The 19,063-nt window shown below is 40.9% G+C and carries 20 protein-coding genes; 12 read left to right on the top strand and 8 right to left on the bottom strand.

What is annotated here, in order from left to right:
* Positions 1-13: 13 nt before the first annotated feature.
* From IR083_RS09345 to IR083_RS09325, 5 genes are all read left to right on the top strand, one after another.
* Complete coding sequence (locus IR083_RS09345) at positions 14-2,365, top strand: GH92 family glycosyl hydrolase (RefSeq protein ID WP_194224090.1); 2,352 nt, start codon at positions 14-16, stop codon at positions 2,363-2,365.
* A gap of 208 nt (positions 2,366-2,573) precedes the next feature.
* Positions 2,574-2,774: a twin-arginine translocase TatA/TatE family subunit gene (tatA, locus tag IR083_RS09340; protein ID WP_006800774.1), complete on the top strand. Its 201-nt coding sequence runs from the start codon at positions 2,574-2,576 to the stop codon at positions 2,772-2,774.
* 122 nt (positions 2,775-2,896) lie between these two features.
* On the top strand, positions 2,897-3,328 hold the full coding sequence (locus IR083_RS09335) for a GNAT family N-acetyltransferase (protein ID WP_199343216.1): 432 nt from the start codon (positions 2,897-2,899) through the stop codon (positions 3,326-3,328).
* Between the two features lie 445 nt (positions 3,329-3,773).
* On the top strand, positions 3,774-4,196 hold the full coding sequence (locus tag IR083_RS09330; RefSeq protein ID WP_194224089.1) for a hypothetical protein: 423 nt from the start codon (positions 3,774-3,776) through the stop codon (positions 4,194-4,196).
* Positions 4,197-4,208: 12 nt separating this feature from the next.
* On the top strand, positions 4,209-5,159 hold the full coding sequence (locus IR083_RS09325; protein ID WP_194224088.1) for an NAD(P)-dependent oxidoreductase: 951 nt from the start codon (positions 4,209-4,211) through the stop codon (positions 5,157-5,159).
* Here the strand turns inward: IR083_RS09325 and IR083_RS09320 are convergent, their stop codons facing one another.
* Positions 5,160-5,639: a low molecular weight protein-tyrosine-phosphatase gene (locus IR083_RS09320; RefSeq protein ID WP_194224087.1), complete on the bottom strand. Its 480-nt coding sequence runs from the start codon at positions 5,637-5,639 to the stop codon at positions 5,160-5,162.
* Between the two features lie 77 nt (positions 5,640-5,716).
* Here IR083_RS09320 and IR083_RS09315 point away from each other — a divergent pair, with 77 nt between their 5' ends.
* On the top strand, positions 5,717-6,082 hold the full coding sequence (locus IR083_RS09315; protein WP_194224086.1) for a DUF3795 domain-containing protein: 366 nt from the start codon (positions 5,717-5,719) through the stop codon (positions 6,080-6,082).
* Positions 6,083-6,114: 32 nt separating this feature from the next.
* Here the strand turns inward: IR083_RS09315 and IR083_RS09310 are convergent, their stop codons facing one another.
* On the bottom strand, positions 6,115-7,017 hold the full coding sequence (locus IR083_RS09310) for a DUF6268 family outer membrane beta-barrel protein (RefSeq protein WP_194224085.1): 903 nt from the start codon (positions 7,015-7,017) through the stop codon (positions 6,115-6,117).
* Between the two features lie 153 nt (positions 7,018-7,170).
* Here IR083_RS09310 and IR083_RS09305 point away from each other — a divergent pair, with 153 nt between their 5' ends.
* The 4 genes from IR083_RS09305 (at position 7,171) to IR083_RS09290 (ending at position 10,938) form a co-directional block, all read left to right on the top strand.
* Positions 7,171-8,193, top strand: coding sequence for a sensor histidine kinase (locus IR083_RS09305; protein ID WP_194224084.1), 1,023 nt, complete (start codon positions 7,171-7,173; stop codon positions 8,191-8,193).
* Between the two features lie 36 nt (positions 8,194-8,229).
* A complete protein-coding gene (locus IR083_RS09300) occupies positions 8,230-8,931 on the top strand; it encodes a LytR/AlgR family response regulator transcription factor (protein ID WP_194224083.1) in 702 nt (233 codons plus the stop codon).
* 43 nt (positions 8,932-8,974) lie between these two features.
* Positions 8,975-9,847 carry a LytR/AlgR family response regulator transcription factor gene (locus tag IR083_RS09295; protein ID WP_194224082.1) on the top strand — a complete coding sequence of 291 codons (873 nt, stop codon included), beginning with the start codon at positions 8,975-8,977 and terminating at the stop codon, positions 9,845-9,847.
* 215 nt (positions 9,848-10,062) lie between these two features.
* A complete protein-coding gene (locus IR083_RS09290; RefSeq protein WP_194224081.1) occupies positions 10,063-10,938 on the top strand; it encodes a 4Fe-4S binding protein in 876 nt (291 codons plus the stop codon).
* An 18-nt stretch (positions 10,939-10,956) separates the two neighbouring features.
* Here IR083_RS09290 and bla read toward each other — a convergent pair whose 3' ends face one another.
* The 6 genes from bla to IR083_RS09260 form a co-directional block, all read right to left on the bottom strand.
* Positions 10,957-12,300, bottom strand: a complete 1,344-nt coding sequence (gene bla / locus IR083_RS24645; RefSeq protein ID WP_242052395.1) for a class A beta-lactamase, subclass A2 — start codon at positions 12,298-12,300, stop codon at positions 10,957-10,959.
* A 128-nt stretch (positions 12,301-12,428) separates the two neighbouring features.
* Positions 12,429-12,716, bottom strand: a complete 288-nt coding sequence (locus IR083_RS09280) for a chaperone modulator CbpM (protein WP_006800787.1) — start codon at positions 12,714-12,716, stop codon at positions 12,429-12,431.
* 18 nt (positions 12,717-12,734) lie between these two features.
* Complete coding sequence (locus tag IR083_RS09275; RefSeq protein WP_006800788.1) at positions 12,735-13,655, bottom strand: DnaJ C-terminal domain-containing protein; 921 nt, start codon at positions 13,653-13,655, stop codon at positions 12,735-12,737.
* A gap of 107 nt (positions 13,656-13,762) precedes the next feature.
* Positions 13,763-14,350, bottom strand: a complete 588-nt coding sequence (locus tag IR083_RS09270) for a 3'-5' exonuclease (RefSeq protein WP_044216499.1) — start codon at positions 14,348-14,350, stop codon at positions 13,763-13,765.
* Entirely contained in the window at positions 14,344-14,919 is a 576-nt protein-coding gene (locus tag IR083_RS09265) for a DUF5063 domain-containing protein (protein WP_006800790.1), read from the bottom strand. The genes IR083_RS09270 and IR083_RS09265 overlap by 7 nt, the downstream gene beginning before the upstream one ends.
* Positions 14,920-15,034: 115 nt before the next feature.
* Positions 15,035-15,772, bottom strand: coding sequence for a DUF5131 family protein (locus IR083_RS09260; RefSeq protein ID WP_194224080.1), 738 nt, complete (start codon positions 15,770-15,772; stop codon positions 15,035-15,037).
* 344 nt (positions 15,773-16,116) lie between these two features.
* Between IR083_RS09260 and IR083_RS09255 the strand changes: the two genes are divergently transcribed.
* Positions 16,117-17,553: an esterase/lipase family protein gene (locus IR083_RS09255; RefSeq protein WP_194224079.1), complete on the top strand. Its 1,437-nt coding sequence runs from the start codon at positions 16,117-16,119 to the stop codon at positions 17,551-17,553.
* A gap of 122 nt (positions 17,554-17,675) precedes the next feature.
* Entirely contained in the window at positions 17,676-18,995 is a 1,320-nt protein-coding gene (gene ffh, locus IR083_RS09250; protein ID WP_194224078.1) for a signal recognition particle protein, read from the top strand.
* Positions 18,996-19,063 lie beyond the last annotated feature (68 nt).

The raw sequence follows: 19,063 nt of genomic DNA, 5'->3' as shown, positions 1-19,063 counted from the left end.
TAAAAAAAATAATATGAAAAGTAAATTGCCCTTAGGGCTTCTTCTCTCGGCCTTATTGCTGGTCTCGTCATGTAAGGAAAAAACTCAGATTGCGGATGAATCGGCAGACCTGTCCCTCAATGCTTATGTAAATCCTTTTGTAGGTACATCCGGATTTGGGAATGTTTATCCCGGTTCGCAGATACCTTTCGGGGGAATACAGATAAGTCCCGATACAGATAAAGATTATTATGATGCCGCTTCCGGTTATAAATATAATCATATGACCATTATGGGCTTCAGTCTTATCCATCTGAGCGGAACGGGGATTCCCGATCTCGGAGACTTCCTTTTCATTCCGGGCACAGGGGAAAAGAAGTTTATACCCGGAACACACGAAAATCCCGGTGAGGGTTACCGTTCACGTTATAGCCACGACAGGGAATGGGCTTCTCCAAACTACTACGGAGTCGACTTACTGGATTATGATGTGAAGGCGGAGATGACCTCCGGTATGCGTTCGGGGATATTCAAGTTCACTTTTCCTAAGACAGACAGCGCTTTTGTGATGCTGGATATGGACCATGTACAATGGTTCAAAACGGCATGGTCGCAACTCCGTATAGAAAACGATTCTACTATTTGCGGATTCAAACTGGTGAATGGCTGGGGGCCGGAACGTTATGTTTACTTCGTAGCCCGATTTTCCAAACCGTTTGTCCGTTCGGGTATTATGCAGGATGGGAACCCTGTGATATATGATACAAAACGTTTCCGCAGTGATCGTGTTGCCTATGGAAATAAGATCATGGGATGGCTCGATTTTGAAGCTGGTAATGGAGCCGAAGTTGAGGTAAAAGTAGCGATCTCTTCTACTGGGACATCAGGGGCATATACCAATCTGAAAGAGCTGGAAGGGCAAAATTTCGAAAGCCTTAAAAAGAAAGGAGAAATACTTTGGGCCAAAGAATTAGGAAAGTTCAAGGCCAAAGGAACAAAAGAACAATTGGAGACATTCTATACTTCGGTTTATCATGCGTCCCTGCATCCTTTTGTTTATCAGGACGAGGACAATAAGTACAGAGGACATGACTCGAATATACACCAGGCAGATAATTTTACGAATTATACTGTGTTCTCATTATGGGATACATACCGGGCACACCATCCATTACTTAACCTGATCAATCCGGAACGTAATGCCGATATGGTGAATTCCATGCTGGCACATTACGACCAGAGTGTGGAACGCATGCTGCCTATATGGTCTTTCTATGGAAATGAAACATGGTGTATGATTGGCTATCATGCCGTATCGGTTATTGCAGACGCCATTGTGAAAGATGTGAAAGGATTCGACTACGAACGCGCTTATCAGGCGATGAAAAAGACGGCAATGAATCCTAACTACGATTGCCTGCCCGAATATACAGCGTTGGGATGGGTACCATTCGATAAAGAAAGGGAATCGGTTTCCAAGACACTGGAATATGCCTATGATGATTATTGTATCGCTATGGCTGCAAAGAAATTAGGAAAAGAAGAAGACTACAAATACTTCCTGAACCGTTCGCTTGCTTATCAGAACCTTATAGATCCGGAATCCGGATTTATGCGGGGGCGCGACTCTCATGGAGAATGGCGTACACCTTTCGATGCGGTCGCTTACACCGGGCCGGGATCGGTACACGGTTGGGGTGATATTACCGAAGGGTTCACTTATCAGTATACATGGTATGTGCCTCAGGATGTACAAGGATATATCAATGAAATGGGAGGGAATGAGATATTCGCCCAGCGTCTCGATTCCATGTTCACAATGGAACTCCCTGATGATATCCCGGGGGCGCACGATATACAAGGACGCATAGGGGCGTACTGGCATGGCAACGAGCCCTGCCATCAGATACTGTATCTCTACAATTATGTGAAACAACCATGGAAAGGACAGGAAAAGATACGTTATGTGCTGGATACCTTCTACGGGAACAAGCCTGATGCGTTAAGCGGGAATGATGATTGCGGACAGATGTCGGCATGGTATATCTTCAACTGTATAGGCTTCTATCCCACTTGTCCGTCGAGCAATATCTATGCTATCGGTTCTCCGGGACTCGAAGCCGTAGAGATGACTCTCGGTAATGGGAAGAAAATATCCATGACTACAGAGAATTACAGCAAACAGAATGTCTATATCCAATCTATGACTCTCAACGGAAAGGAGTATAACAAAACTTATATTACCTATGACGATATAAAGAACGGGGCTGATATAAAATTCGTTTTGGGAAGTAATCCGAACAAAGACTGGGGTACGTCCGATGAGTCTGTTGCGCCGTCTATATCGAAACCGAATCAAACATTGCGTTATCAAAAGAGTAATTAAATAGTAAACGGGTGAGAGAAGTGGCAATCCCGGGTGGTTGTCACTTCTTTATTAAATTATGGCAGCAGGTTGGTCGGTTAAACAAAGATAATCTGAGATTTGACGCGATTTGAATATAAAAAATGCAAAAAAATGACTGGAATAATATTATTCTGACTACTTTAGTGAGCTAATTATTTAATAAGTAAATATAATTGAGATAAACCAGATGAACACATTATTATTTCTAGGCAACCTTGGAACCGGGGAGATTATTATCATTGCCATCGTTGTTTTATTATTATTCGGAGGAAAGAAAATTCCTGAACTTATGAAAGGTATCGGAAAAGGCATCAAGAACTTCAAAGATGGGGTGAACGGCCTCGAAGATGATATAAAAGGTACTACTGAAAAGATAGATAACAAGTAAGTTTGTTCTGTCATGTTTAGAATATAGGAAACTCGGGCTTTACAGTCTGGGTTTCTGTTTTTTATAAATTAACCGGGTAATGGGAAGCAGGCTTCTTCATTTGCCCGGATTATCATTCGATTATGGAAATTTCGGAGATCAGGGAGTTTACGCAGGACGGATTTAAGGCTGTACAGAAACTTGCCGGGACATTAATATCTTCCGGCACGATTCATTTGACAGAATCATATTATAGGGAGCTGCTGGCTTCCGCCAATAGTCATCTGTTTTTTATTGCAGATGATGGGAATATTGCCGGAATGCTTACTGTCGGCATATATAAAAGTCCGACAGGGACAAAGGCATGGATTGAAGATGTTGTAGTTGACGGTTCGTATCGCGGGCAAGGTTTAGGCAGATTACTTGTAGAGCATGCGATAGCTTTTTCAAAATCGTTAGGCGCCGATTCATTAATGTTGACATCTAACCCTTCACGTATAGCGGCCAATAAGCTTTATCAGTCCTTGAATTTCACACAGAAGGAAACAAATGTGTACCGTATGACGTTTGAATAAAACTATCAAATAGTAACGCGCCCTGATATTTAAAGCCCGGGTGTTATTTTATTTGTATAATTTTATCTATACAATGCGGATAACAAGCGTGTTACCAGCCAGAGTAATTACGATATGAGAAAAGGGCGAAAAGGTGTTACTTTTGTTACCTTTTTGAGAATTTGTAGGGGCGAATAAACATTCGCCCGATATTGACTGCGGGCGAATGTTTATTCGCCCCTACAGAGAAAAGTAGAACCTGTTACCTTTGTTACCTTTAGCAAGTAGTGAGTTTTAAGTGCTAAGTTGAAAAAATTGTATTTTTGTTTACTGTAAAGTCACTTGTGCGACAGCCTATGCTAACAGCTAAATATATGTCAGATATGTCAGATTTTAACAAAATAGTTACAAACTGCAACTCGTAATTTGAAAATGAATATAATTACATAACAATAAAAATACAATTATGGATATATGTCTCGATTTTGACGGTACATGCGTATCACATGAATTTCCCAAAATAGGGAAAGATATAGGAGCAGTGCCTGTCCTGAAAGAACTGACGGAAAAAGGTCACAAACTAATCCTTTTTTCGATGCGGAGCGACCGTAAGAAAAAAAAGAAAGTGGACGGTCAGGAAGTCATAGTAGAAGAAAATGTACTGACCGAAGCTGTACAATGGTTTGCCGATAACGATATCCCATTATATGGCATACAGAAAAATCCGACACAGCGATTCTGGACTTCTTCGCCTAAGGCATACGGGCATCTCTATATAGATGATGCCAATCTGGGCTGTCCCTTGATTACGGATGATCTCGAATGCGACAGGCCGTATGTGGATTGGGTGAAAGTACGGGAAATGCTTATAGATAAAGGAATCTTATAAAAAGGTAACAGTATGAAAAAGATATTGATGGGACATAATTTCGTAAGAGAAGGATTTGCTTCCCTCGAAGGAAACTATGAAGTTATATATCCCGAAAAACAATTGTTTACGAGGACAGAAATACTGGAGCGGATAGCAGATGTGGATGCTTTCGTTCCTAATTTTTCCTTCCAAACCGATGAAGAAATGATAGATGCAGGTAAAAAACTGCAACTGATAGCCAATTACGGAGTGGGATATAACAACATAGATACCGCTTATGCAGCTACAAAAGGCATTACGGTGACCAACACTCCTCAATCGGTACTGGAACCAACTGCGGAACTATGTTTTGCTTTGATGATGGCAACAGCCCGTAAGGTAGCCTATTACAATCATAAGTTACATAATGGTGTGCGTCTCGACTGGAGTCTGTATGGCGATCTGGGTATGCCTGTCTATGGGCAAACGCTCGGCATATATGGTATGGGGCGTATCGGGCAGGCAATTGCACGTCGTGCGGTGGCCTCGGGAATGAAGATTATCTACTGCAACAGGCATGCATTGCCTAAAGAGGTGGAAGAGAAATACGGCGCGGTATATGTAGATTTCGATACATTGCTCCGGGAAGCTGATGTAATATCACTGAATGCGCCTGCAACAGCCGAAACTTATCACCTGATGGGAGAGCAAGAATTTAAAAAGATGAAGCGTTCGGCTATTCTTATCAATACTGCCCGCGGGCAACTGGTAGATGCCCAAGCTCTGGCTAAGGCCTTACAGGAGGGGGAAATATATGCCGCCGGACTGGATGTGTATGAGAACGAGCCGAAAATTCCGCAGGAACTTATCGGATTGGACAACGTAGTCCTTTCCCCTCATGCCGGAACAAAGACGTATGCTGCCCGTCTGGATATGGAGCAGGAAGTAGCAAAGAATATTATCAATTTTTTTGAAGGAGGGGAGATAGATAAGGTGAACTGATTACAGTTCGTTTTTCTTCAGCTTATCCAGTAATCCTTCACATGCGTCTTCCAGTAAATCGAGAACAAGCTCGAAGCCATCGGCTCCCGAATAATAAGGGTCGGGGATATGGTCATGACCGAATCGTTTCGAAAAATCTACCATGCGGTACACTTTCTTTTCCGATTCCAGATCAGGAGCAAGGCGCATGATGTTATGGTAGTTGCTGTCGTCCATAGCCAGAATGATATCAAACCGGTCAAAATCGCGGCTTGTAAACCTGCGTGACCGTGAATCGAACTTATAGCCCCTGCGTGCGCCATGTTGCCGCATCCGGTGGTCGGGCAAGTCTCCATCATGGTAGCCTGATGTTCCTGCCGAATCGACAGATATTTTATCATCCAGACCCTGTTCCCTGACCATTCTTTTTAGAATGCCTTCGGCGGCGGGAGAGCGGCAGATATTTCCGAGGCAGACAAAGAGGATTTTATATTCTTTCATAAGACTTTTTTAATTTGAGAATGGCAAAGATACAAAATCCTTATCTTAGTTACATCTTAAACTAACCGATTGATATAATGGACAAACACAAACAGGAAAAATCCGAGATAGTCACTCCAGAATATTATTCGGGCAGAGTTCCTGCCTGTGGCGTATTCTGCGGAGGGTGTCCTGTGTATGTAAGGGATAAAAAGCCCTGCCCGGGTGCCGGTATTAACAAAATCAGATGTGATAGTTGTAAGACATTTCACCTTTGTTGCCAGTCGAGAGGAATAGTACATTGCTACGAATGCAGGACATTTCCCTGTTCTAAATTCAAAGGCTTTGCCAAACGCTGGCTGAAATACGGGCAGAACTTCATCGAAAATCAGAAGTTATTGAAAGAAGTAGGAGAACAAGCATTTCTGAATTATTTTAATAATAAGCTGGATGATAGCAAGTAAGCTGGTTATGATTTTCATCTTCGAAGGGTTGATCAGAATTTATATGCCAGTGCTAAAGATACATAAGGGGCGACTTTAAACTCCGGGTCATGCTCTCTGTCCATTGCCTTGAAAAAGGATTTGAGTGTCCTTTTTGTATAATATGCCGGACGAATAGCCGACACGCCGGCGGTTAGTGAAAGAGAGAATGATTTGCCAAGTGTAAATTCGGGGCGGAATCCGGCTACTATATATTGGTGCGTGAACATCATGTCTTCACCGTTCACTTCTTCCAGAGCCATCGAACCATTCATCTCGCCGATGATACCGAGTTTGATATTTTCATGGACCCGCATACCTGCCGAAATTTCCACAGCGTTCATCATGGAGACTTTGACTTCGTAGCGGCCTCCCAATCTCCAATCCAGATAGAGAGAAGGAAATGCCATAGGATAGCCAAACGAGTTGTTTACGGCCAACCCACCGCCTATATCCAGGTTATCTTTCAGATGCCAGATGAAGATAGCACCACCATGCGCCAGAACATTCTTCATCTTAATTCTCGATATATCGGCATGTGCTGTGTATGAGCCTGCTCCCAGAGATGCCAGGAGCGACCAGTTTTTGCTGACAGGTCTCATATGGAGCAGGGATATCTGGGCATTCAGTATTTCCGACGGGCAAAGGTTTGCAGATATATTTTTATTGTTGAACGAAGTATATGAACCGCCTATAGCCAAACCCCATGTCGTGGGGCGGTTGTTTTCGTTCATCTTCACATAGAAGGGTATTTGTATACCTCCCGATATTACTTTTGCATCACCTTTGCCTCCGGTTTTGTTATTATCTATATCTTCATAGCTGGAGGAGCCGATGTATTCAGTCTTTAAGAATGCCTGTGCGTATGTCCCGGTATTTACAGTTGTTATTAGTAGAAGGATAAGTAGGAATCTCATAGATGGGTTGTTTTTAATATTATATGTCTAAGACGGATTTGTTTGTGCAAATATTATATATGGAAAGTCTTTGTTGATAATGTATTTGACGAATGGTATGTTGCTTATGATAAACGGTAAATTTCTTCTCTCCTAATGAGTTATATTTGTAATATGAAAAATTATCTCACAAAAGGCTATATATCCTTTGTTGCTCTCATCTGGCTGATGTTGGCTTCATTATTTCTTTTCCAATATATGAATCAGGTGTCTGTTATAGAGGCTGTCTTGTTTTGTTTTAGCCTGTTCCTGCCAACTTGTCTTATTACATCCTATTTAAGTAATAGCCTGTTGTCTAAAGCAATTAGAAGTAAAAAGATGCGCCGTTTTGTCGTTCAGTTTATTATAGTTATGCTACTGACGGGAATAATTCATCTGGCGATTTTTATCACATTTGAGAAACTGGAAAAAGCAGGAGTTTTTGAACCTTCAGAACTGATGAGGACTCATTATTCTATTATCATTGAATATATAATGACTTTGCCTGCTATTTTCATCATTAACCTTGGATTTTGTGGAACCAGATTCTATTATGAGCATAGTAAGCTTCGGCAAATACATTTGAAAACCCAATTGCAGGTACTTCAGCAGCAGATAAACCCCCATTTTATGTTCAATGTGTTAAATCACATCTATATACTGATGCAAAAGGATGTGAACAGGGCTTCGGAACTTCTGGTAAAATACTCTGAAATATTGCGTTACCAGCTTTATAATGGCAAGGAAGAATTGGTACCATTGAGGCAGGAAATACAGTTTCTGAAAGATGTGATTGAAGTGGAGAAAACCCGTTGGGGCAAAGAACTGCACGTGGATTGTACATGGCAGATAGAGAATGATGATAGATACATACAGCCACTGCTCCTCATTACCTTTATAGAAAATGCATTTAAACATGTCTCCCGCTCTATATCGGAAACAGGATTTGTAAATGTTATGGTGGAGCAAAAAGGAGACTCATTATTGATGGAGGTGAAAAACTCGAAGCCGGTTCAGCAGATAAAAAAGAAGAATGCTTCGGGATTAGGCTTGATCAACGCAAAAGAGCGGCTTGAGATTCTATATCCTGACAGATACAGTTTATTTATAGAAGAAAATGAACAGGTTTATATTATCCGGCTAAATATTACGTTATAAGGTTATACAAATAAAACCTAAAAACTATTCGCTGATATGAAATGTCTGGTAGTGGACGACGAACCTATAGCACGGGACGGAATTATAGATTACATAGAGAAACTCGACTTTCTGGAGGTCTGCGGAGTATGCTCTTCTGCGATAGAAGCAGCAGAGATATTGAAAAAGACAGATGTAGATCTTATTTTTTTGGATATTCAGATGCCCCATCTTACCGGAATTGAATTTTTAGAGGCCTTGGAAAATAAGCCGTTAACGATACTTACCACAGCATATTCTGAATATGCGCTGGAGGGGTTCCGCCTACAGGTAGTTGATTACCTCTTAAAACCAATCACCTTCAAGCGTTTCTTCCAGGCAGCGCAGAAAGCAAAGGAAGTATTTGAACTGAAGAGTCATGTGTATAACGGGAATGTCAATGTGTATGTGCGGCAGGGAGATTCTTTTGTAAAGATCGCTTGGACTGATATATTGTATGTAGAAAGTATGCAAAACTACCTGAAACTCCATTTCAACGATAAAACACTTATTATCCATCAGACAATGACTTCACTCGAAGACATGCTTCCGAAAGATTCTTTTTTCAGGATACACAAATCCTTTCTGGTAAATATTGCCCACATTGAGACGATAAATGGCGGGCGGATCTTTGTCGAAAACAGGGAATTGCCCATATCCAGACAGCGAAAAGAAGAACTTCTGAATACGGTTGTATATAAGAAGCTGATAAGTAAATAATAACAGGATAATATATATCTTTGCTATCCCTTATAGAGTACAAATGGATAGAATAATCAGATATTTAAAGCAGCCGTATCCGGTCAGCGAAAAACCCTGGCAGACTGTTGTCGTTGCATTCATCGCTGTTTTTCTGTTGCTCGTTCTGTTTCAGCCTTTTCAGCTGCAAGGTGAATTTAATAAATGGTTGATAATAGGAGGGTATTCTCTGGTGACGGCAGTATGTACCTCGATTGTTACTTATGCGTTTCCCACAATATTCAGGAAATTTTATAACCCTGCCTGTTGGACTACCTGGAAGAATACACTGAATAAACTGATTATAATCCTGACTATTAGTATTGGTAATTTTCTGTTTGATATTTCTATCAGGCATAGGGAACCAGAGGTTCTCCTATCTGTTTTTACCTTCTATGTGGTCGCTACATTTATAGTCGGGTTAGTCCCTGCTATTGTCATTTCATTCTTTATACAGAATAATGCGCTGAAACGGAACCTGCGCGAGGCAAAAGAGAGTAACGGCAGGCTGCTCGAACGTTTGACTGCCAGTCAACAGACTTTGCCAGCTAATTCCGGCATAATTACATTGAGTGGCACTACTAAAGACTCTATTAGTTTTAACCCCGAAACGCTCCTTTACATCGAGTCATCGGGAAACTATACTACATTTTATTATCAGGAAAACGATATTGTAAAACAAAAGCAACTCAGAGCTACCATCAGTCAGATAGAGACAAACCTGCAATCTTATCCTGACATTGTACGCTGCCACCGGGCTTTTATGGTGAATATAGCACAAGTTGTTTCAGTCACAGGAAATTCATTAGGATTCCAGTTAAAACTAAAATATACAAAGGATGAAGTTCCTGTATCGCGCACCTACACAAAACTCATCCGTACCTGTATTGCGGGTTAAATAAGTTCATTTTTTATTATAACCGGCTTATGATGGGCAGACTTAGCTGTTTGTCACATTTATTGCTGTCTGTCACAGAACTTTTGCAGCAGCCTCTATACGATATATATTTGCTTCAAATTAAAAAACAATTATCGTATGAATAGTATTGCTTTTACTTTAGGCTTTGTCTCAGGATTATTGTTGACTCTATTAATCTATTAATAATTTAACGTATGAAATTCAAACATTTTGTTCCCTTACTTATCGGGCTTGTACTCGGATTCTCTTTAGGCTGGTGGGGCTTCCGCATCATTTTCCCCTGGATTGGCGGCTGGATTACGATCGGTTCGTTGGTCGCATCCCGGCTGAAAGGGAAGAATAAGGATCTGGGGCGTCGTATTACTATTTTAATGATTTCACCGGTGTTTCTTCTCTTTTTGGGAGTCATGCAACGGGAAAATCTGCAACTGGAAGAGAATGTGTTTTATATATTATTATTTATTTCCACCGGACTATTTACCCGGGTACTGGTGCATTATGCCATTGCCAAGATTATCGGGCCGTTGATCTGGGGGCGCGGTTTCTGTGGATGGGCCTGCTGGACAGCCGCTATTCTGGAATGGCTACCGATAAAAGAAAACCGTAAGATTCCGGCTAAATATACCCGTATGCGCTATCTGGTATTTATTGTTTCTATATTGATACCTATAATTTTTATTCTGCTGGGTTACGATTGGCAGACGAATCATATAAATGAAGATGGAGGTATTGTGCAAGGGGGAAAACCTGGGGCTCTCATCTGGTTCCTTGCAGGCAATGGCCTTTACTATCTTGTCGCTGTTATCCTGGCTTTTAAATTCAGGAAGAAACGCGCCTTTTGCAAAATCGCCTGTCCGGTATCGCTGGTTATGAAGGCGCAGACAAGCATCGCTTTGATAAGGGTAAGCCCTTCCGGAAACGAGTGCACCTCTTGCGGTTCCTGCAACCGTAATTGTCCGATGGACGTAGATGTAGTAAATTATATCTCGAAAGGGAAAAAGATAAGTTCAGGTGAATGTATCCTATGCCGGAAATGCGCAGATATATGTCCGCAGGCGGCCATCAGATAAATTCACTGCTTTTCACGCCTATTTTGTAAGAGAGTCATATACAGCCCTCGATATTTCAGCTATCATCCGCATATTCGTGGCCTCGTCTTCCATGGAGTCGGCGACAAAAACAGCAAGTGAATAATAACGGCCATCGGGTAACCGGATGATTGCAATATCATTTTCCGCGGCATTCAGCCCCTCGGCATTGCGGAAAGATGAGCCTGTCTTATGAGCGACAATCGTTCCCGGAGGCAACAGCCCTTTGATCTTCTTCGGACCGGTTGTAGTATCTACCATGGCATTCCACAGAAAGTCGTGGAAATGTTGAGGAAGTATATTACCTGTCCTGAATTTTTCTAATACCCGTGCGGCAGTAAGAGGGGTACTCCAGTTGGTATATTGTACCTCCCACGGGCCATGCATTTCTTCTTCAGTGGCGGCAATGGCAAAATCGGAGAATCCGAGGTCTCTTATATACCGGTCTACGGCGGAAGTACCGCCTACAAAGCGGAACAGGATATCACATCCGTTGTTATCGCTCTGGGAAACTGTATATTTTAAGATTTCGCTAACCGGTAATTCGACGTTTCCATCGGGATAATCGTCTCTAAGAGGGCTATGGGTATCGGGTAAGAGTTCGGCTTTACGAATAAATATTTTATGGTCGAGCGATAGGTTATTCTTATTCAGATAGTCGAGTACTGCCAGTGCCAAATGGAACTTGTAAGTGCTTTGTGTCGGATAATGGAATCCGTTATTAACAGTCAATGTGTCTTTTCCATCGACAATTAGTGCAACTCCGACAGTAGCCCGTTTGCCCCTGATAATCTTTTCTATATCATTTTTTAGTACATCATTTTGGGAAAAAGCATGAGTTGGGGTTGCAAACATGCTTACTTTCGTCGGTTCATGAATTAATTTATAATATTCCTGACTTTTTTGATGTGTGAAATGGCTGATATATTCGATAGGTATATTTTTCTTTTGAGCTACGATATTTTTAAACTGCATAGTGACTAACTTACCATTGAAAGATAATATAATATCATATGTAATAATAACAGGATGTCTTTTGTATTCTTTTATAGTCAACATACCTTGCTTATGCTCAGCTTTAGCGTCGATCACAGATAATTCTTTAAATTCTATTCTATCAGGCCTGGTTATTCTGATAGAATCACCGTTTGAATGTATTGCCCATGCTCTCGATAGATTAAAAATTAATTGTGGACTTTTATTTTCAAAATGGAATTCTTTAGTTGAGATACGCGGATCAACATCTTTGTATATTGTAACATCCTTATCTTTATTTTGGCTGAATCCTGATACGGATATGATATACAGAATAATAATAATTTTAAGTGCTTTTATTTTATTCATATTTTGTTGTATGTTATGTATTACTGGTTAAGGATGAAATATTTAGTGTAACAAATATGACTCTCGACTTCACTTTGATTTTAGATGAAGTTTAACACTTAAGTAGACGCAGGGGTTTGATGATATTATTAGTCTATTAGTCTTAGCTGCTCTTTCAAGCGGTGCATCTCTTCCTGCATGTCATCTATCTTATCCAGTAGATTCCGGATAACATCTATACCCGCCACGTTGATGGAAAGGTCGTAATACCACCGCACATACTGGTCGAGGTATTTTAGCTGGGAGATATGTATGTAGCGCTCATCCCCGACAATACTGACTTGTATAAGGCCTTCGTTTTCCAGTTGTACGATAAAGTCGGGTTCCACCTGATTTTGTATGCAATACTCCTGTATGATGATTAATTCTGATGTCATAACGTTGATTCTTTAGGGTTAAGACTTCGCTAGCTTTTCGAACAATTCCTTTTGTTCTTTATTCAGATTGACGGGTATCTCTATTGAGTATGTTATGATAAGGTCTCCAAACTGCCCGTCTTTTTTGTACACAGGAAATCCTTTGCCTTTCAATCTCACTTTTGTCCCATTCTGAGTTCCTGCCGCTACTTTCAGTTTTACCTTTCCGGTAAAGGTGTCTACAGTCTCTTCTCCTCCAAGAACGGCTGTGTACAGGTTCAGGTTGGCATTGGCGTACAAATCGTTTCCTACCCGTTTAAATTTAGGATCCTCTTCTACAACAAATGTAATATATAGGTCGCCATTAGGCCCGCCGTTTTTACCCGCTGCTCCTTGTCCGGCAAGTTTTATTACCTGCCCGTCGGAAACTCCGGCAGGAATGGTTATGCGCAGGTTCTTACCATCCAGGGTGAGTGTACGTTTATGGGTTTCAGATGCATCCCGCAAGCTTAAATGGAGTTCGGAGGTATAGTCTTGTCCTCTGTACCCTCTGCTTTGCCTGCTACCACCTGACGATCTTCTTCCCCCAAACAGCGATTCAAAGAAGTCGGAAAATCCGCCTTCATCGTCTCCTCCGAAACTATATGAACCTCCTCCGAAACCGCCAAAGCTACCATAGTCGGCAAAACCTCCGTTTTGTGATTGTTGCTGACGGGCTTTTTCGTATTCTTCGGCGTGTTTCCAGTTTTCGCCGTATTCATCATATTTTTTTCGCTTTTCGGGATCGGAAAGCACTTCGTTAGCTTCGTTTATTTGTTGAAATTTTCTTTTTGCTTCCTCATCATTGGGGTTGATATCAGGGTGATACTTCCTTGCCAGTTTGCGGTACGATTTTTTGATGTCGTCAGCACTGGCTGCCTTGGATACGCCCAATATGCTATAATAATCTATAAATGCCATATGTGATTAATTTCAAGATTTAAAAATTTCATTATTCAAAGATTGGGAAAAGCAATCCTTGACTCTTCATTTTATATCTTAGTCTCTCTGTAAGTCCCTTCGTGAGATCAGGGGGCTGTTTTTTCCCTTACCTTTAATTCATTGTATATTTTAAGGCAAGCCCATGCATCAATAGCTGCGTACATTTTCTGTGCATCGGATAGCACATCTGCTTCCCAGTTTGACAGGCGCTGGCCTTTCGATATCCTTTTTTCAAAAAGTATGCCATAAATGCGTTGCAGACCATTATCTTCAATGCCATAATTTTTCACAAAAGACTGGAGTTCAATGAAATTGGATGGAACGAAAGCCGCATTTCGTTTATGAATGGCTGAAAAATCGTCTTTTAAAGAGAGCCCTATTTTTTTGATTGCCGGATTTACCAGAATTTCTGCCAAACAATCAGGTAATCCTATTATATTCAGACGGAAAAGGAAGCAGGTGTCGTCTGTGGATAATTGCATCAGTGCAATCTGATGGGATACACCTTTGCGGAAAGCCGGGCGGGTCTCAGTATCGAACCCGATAGCCGTTTGTTTTTTGAGATAAGCAGCGGCCTTCTCCGCTTCACTTTCGCTTTGTACAACAATTATCCGCCCATCGAATCTCTCCATTGGCATTACGGATAATTCCTCTTTTGAAATTGTTTTTACCATAATTCTTCGTTGTCAGTCTGTTCAAGGTCTTCGTCTTCGAGGGCATCCGGCTCTGTTGAGTATTTTAACGAATGCAGCGCCCGTAAAACGTTTACCAGCTTTTGCCCCCAGTATGCTTTGAAGTTCTCCATACACACATAGAGGGCGTCATTCATATTTTCGGTAATGCCCCGTTCGAATATGGTGATGAAGTTCTTTGTATCCTGATAGATATCCGCAAGGTCTTCACTGATGCTTGCCGATATAGGCGTTTCACTGTATTTCATATCCTGAAGGAATACTTCGAGGTATGTATCGTTGTTTACATATACATTGTATAGTTTGGAGGTGATGAAATTGTATATGTCTTCTGTAACTGTTATCTCCTGTTCTTCGTCATTTACGGTATCGGTTTCCGGAACAAGACTTGCTTTAAGGTATAGCAAGGGTAGGAGTTTGGTTAATTTATCCGTAAGCTCTGTTTCCGTGATTTCTTCGAAATTTTCCAGAAAGGCACAATACTGGACGGCTACAGTTACAAATTCAATCGCATCTTTTGAGTATACTATTTCTTTTAGTTGATCTGTCATTGTTGTTTCTTATTTTATCCGATGCATTTTAGTGTGGATTTTTCTCTGTTTTTTATAAATAACAAATTTAGGCGATTATTTGTTAAGTAACGAAAGGATAAGATATTTTAAATATTTATCTTTTCCCAATATACTTCTTATAATCTATACCCGCTTTCCTTGCCTGCGAATGCTGCATCCGGCGGGGTATCGTATACGATTTCCCATCTTTAATAAAATTCGTCCCTGTTTGTTTGAACCAAAAAGAGATATCGTTTTCTACACAGAGGTCGTGTATTTCCATTATCCAGTCAAAATCACATGCCCGTGTATCCTTTCCCGATTCTCCTCCGGCAGTGACATGCTCCACCCATGACCCTATATCATAAGGCTTTAGGTCGACTCTCTCTAAAAGAGGTTCACAGATGATTATCTTGTGCTTAATCGGGGATTTCTTATAGATAGGTAGACGGTAATCGACCCTGTCCTGATTTTCCACCGTGCAGGCTATAGTCACATTATCGTATCCTCCTCCCCAATCTTCGGGTAGGCCTATATGTAATCTGTCGATTCGCTTGGTTATCATCAAAAAGTTGAGGTCGCTGCGCTCACGTATCATACTCCATGCCTGGGGGCGCCATTCATCGGCATCAGCATGGAAAAAATCGGATGTGAAGCAGGTAAAGACATCCCCGCCGGGAGGAATTTTATATTCTCCGTTTCGTTTTTTCTTTACAGGCTTATCGAAATCCTTAGTCTGTTTAACAATAGTGCTGTCTACACCGCGTCTGGCATCGCCGCGATACATGTAGCAATTGAGACAGCCTGCGCTTATTTTGTGGCAACCGTGCCACGGATTCCAAAGTGATGACATCAGAAATGAAAATCTTTATCTATATAGTGAAATAGTTTTATAAAACATAAATATACAATGTTTGGCTAAGATAATGAAAAAGGATAAATATATAAATTCTGTTACTTTTGTTACTTTTTGGGAGATGTTGTGCACGGGAGCCTGTTAATTACATAAGTGCTGCTTATGAAAAGAGAGAAAAAGTAACAATCAAAAAAATTGTAAAAGGTGTCAGATTTACATACGCTCCGCTCCTGTGACCATTGGTTGTCAGATTTTTGAAACAAGCCTTTTATAAAACACAATAATTATTGCAGATATATTAACGAATAAAGTTTACTTTAGCATAGCAAACAAATTACACAATGGATATCTTTTTGTATGTATTATATTTCCTGATTGCATTGGCTGTTATATCAACCGATATAGCAAAGAAGTTATTCAATAATGCAGGTTTATCTTATTTTGTATTGTTTCTCGCAAATAATGTACTCCTTTTTCTTTCAGTTACTGATAATTTAATATCAAAGCAGGGCTTAAATTTCGCACTGGCAGGATATATTGCATTTTCTCTCTTATTGGTTTATTCATGGATACGTATTCAGTTGGTTCCTTGTAAAACAGATACTGATATTCCTGTGGCTGTAAAGATAGTTTATCAGGGGCGACGTCTTTTATTATTGTCTATGGGGCTTATAACAATTCAGTTGTTAGTTGTTTTCAGCTATGGCATTATCAGTGGTTATGTACCTATAGCCTCCGATAGCTTCAGATATAACAATATCATAGCCTTTTCTTTGTCGCTGCTTACCTTTCTGAACGGATGGTTCAGAGTATTTTTCTTTTCGTTAAGATTACGTATTGTACGGCGGATATTGGTCTCGATATTTATATGGGTGCCAATAGTCAATGTTTTCGTAATCCTTTATATATCAAGGATTGCTTTTAATGAGTATGATCATGCGTGCAATAAAGCTTTTAATGAAAGTATGAGGAGAGAGTCATTTGTATGTGAGACGAAATACCCTTTACTGATGTTGCATGGAGTAGGATTTCGGGACTTTAAATACCTTAATTACTGGGGACGTATTCCCAAGCACCTGATCAAAAACGGTGCTACGGTTTATTATGGACATCAGGAGGCATTAGGTACCATTGAGGGTAACGGATATCTGGTGAAAGATAAAATCCTTGAAATAATAAAGCAGACAGATTGCGGAAAAGTTAATATAATAGCTCATTCGAAAGGAGGACTCGATGCCAGATATACAATAACGGCGCTGGGCATGGATGAGTTTGTAGCGTCGCTAACCACTATATCCACTCCGCACCGGGGGAGTGCACTCGCCGATTTCGGAAATAAGCATTTATCGGATGGGATGTATCGTTCGGTCGCAAATCTCTTTGATAAATATTTCCGCAAAATAGGCGATAAGAATCCCGACTTCTATACGGCAATGCATCAGTTTACAAAAGAATATGCCGAAAAGTTCAATGATGAAACTCCTGATATAGAAGGGATATATTATCAGAGCTATATGTCGCTTATGAAAAACTGCTTGAGTCATAGCCTGCTTTCTGTTCCTTATCTCATTATGTGTTTGCACAATAAACAGAATGACGGATTGGTGAGTCTGGAATCTGCCCGGTGGGGCGAATTCCGAGAAGTATATACAAACAGGCGAAGAAGGGGGATTTCTCATGGTGATATGATTGACCTGACAAGGGGTAATTATAAAAGTTTCGATGTGATAGAAACATATATCAGTATTGTTTCAGATTTGAAAAATAAAGGGTTTTGATATCGATTGGCATACACATATAATATACATGATGAGAAAAGCACAATCAGTTTTTCACTTTATAGCAAAAGTTTATATCTTTGTGCTCCCATATAACATTGATAATAAATAACAACAATAATATGTTTGAAAGTCTAAGTAATAGATTAGAACGCTCGTTTAAGATCCTGAAAGGTGAAGGTAAAATCACCGAAATAAATGTAGCCGAAACGCTGAAAGATGTACGTCGCGCATTACTCGATGCCGACGTTAACTATAAGACAGCTAAGCAGTTTACCGAAACCGTTAAGGAAAAGGCATTAGGACAGAATGTACTTACAGCCGTGAAGCCTGAACAGTTGATGGTGAAAATCGTTCATGACGAACTGGCTGCGTTGATGGGAGGTACGGCAACCGATATAAATCTGAAAGGTTCTCCGGCCGTTATACTTATGTCCGGTCTTCAAGGTTCGGGTAAAACTACTTTCTCGGGTAAGCTGGCGAAATTGCTGAAATCTAAGAAAGGCAAAAATCCATTACTAGTTGCCGGAGACGTTTACCGTCCTGCTGCCATCGAACAATTAAAGATACTGGGTACACAGATAGAAGTTCCTGTATATTCGGAAGAAGATAGCAAGAATCCGGTACAGATAGCGCAGAATGCGATCAAGTTCGCGAAACAGAACGGAAATGACCTTGTAATTATAGATACTGCCGGGCGTCTGGCTATAGACGAGGAGATGATGAAAGAGATTACAGCCGTAAAAGACGCTGTGAAACCTGACGAAATCCTCTTTGTAGTAGACTCCATGACAGGTCAGGATGCTGTAAATACTGCCAAGGAATTTAACGACAGGCTCAACTTCGACGGAGTTGTGCTTACCAAGCTCGATGGTGATACCCGTGGTGGTGCTGCGTTGTCTATCCGTTCGGTAGTGGATAAGCCGATCAAATTCGTGGGTACAGGCGAGAAGATGGATGCACTCGATGTATTCCACCCTGAACGTATGGCCGACCGTATTCTCGGTATGGGTGATATCGTTTCACTCGTGGAAAGGGCGCAGGAGCAATATGATGAAGAAGAAGCGCGCCGTCTGCAAAAGAAGATTGCCAAGAATCAGTTCGACTTCAACGACTTTATCGGACAGATACAGCAGATAAAGAAGATGGGTAACCTGAAAGATCTTGCTTCCATGATTCCGGGAGTGGGTAAAGCGATCAAAGATTTGGATATTGATGATGATGCCTTCAAAAGTATTGAGGCTATCATCTATTCCATGACACCGAAGGAAAGGTCTCAGCCTGAAATTCTGAATGGAAGCCGCCGTCAGCGTATAGCTAAGGGTAGCGGTACCTCTATACAAGAGGTGAATAAACTGATTAAGCAGTTTGATGAAACCCGTAAGATGATGAAGATGATGACACAGATGAAGGGTGGCAAGATGCCTAAGATGAGAAGATAATGTCCTTACAAATAAGATAGTTAGACCCGGCCTGTGATACTACAAGCCGGGTTTTTGTTGTATATACA

Origin of the sequence: Dysgonomonas sp. GY75 (assembly GCF_015234155.1) — a bacterium.
Taxonomy (GTDB): domain Bacteria; phylum Bacteroidota; class Bacteroidia; order Bacteroidales; family Dysgonomonadaceae; genus Dysgonomonas; species Dysgonomonas gadei.
This window is presented reverse-complemented; position numbering and strand designations above follow the sequence as displayed.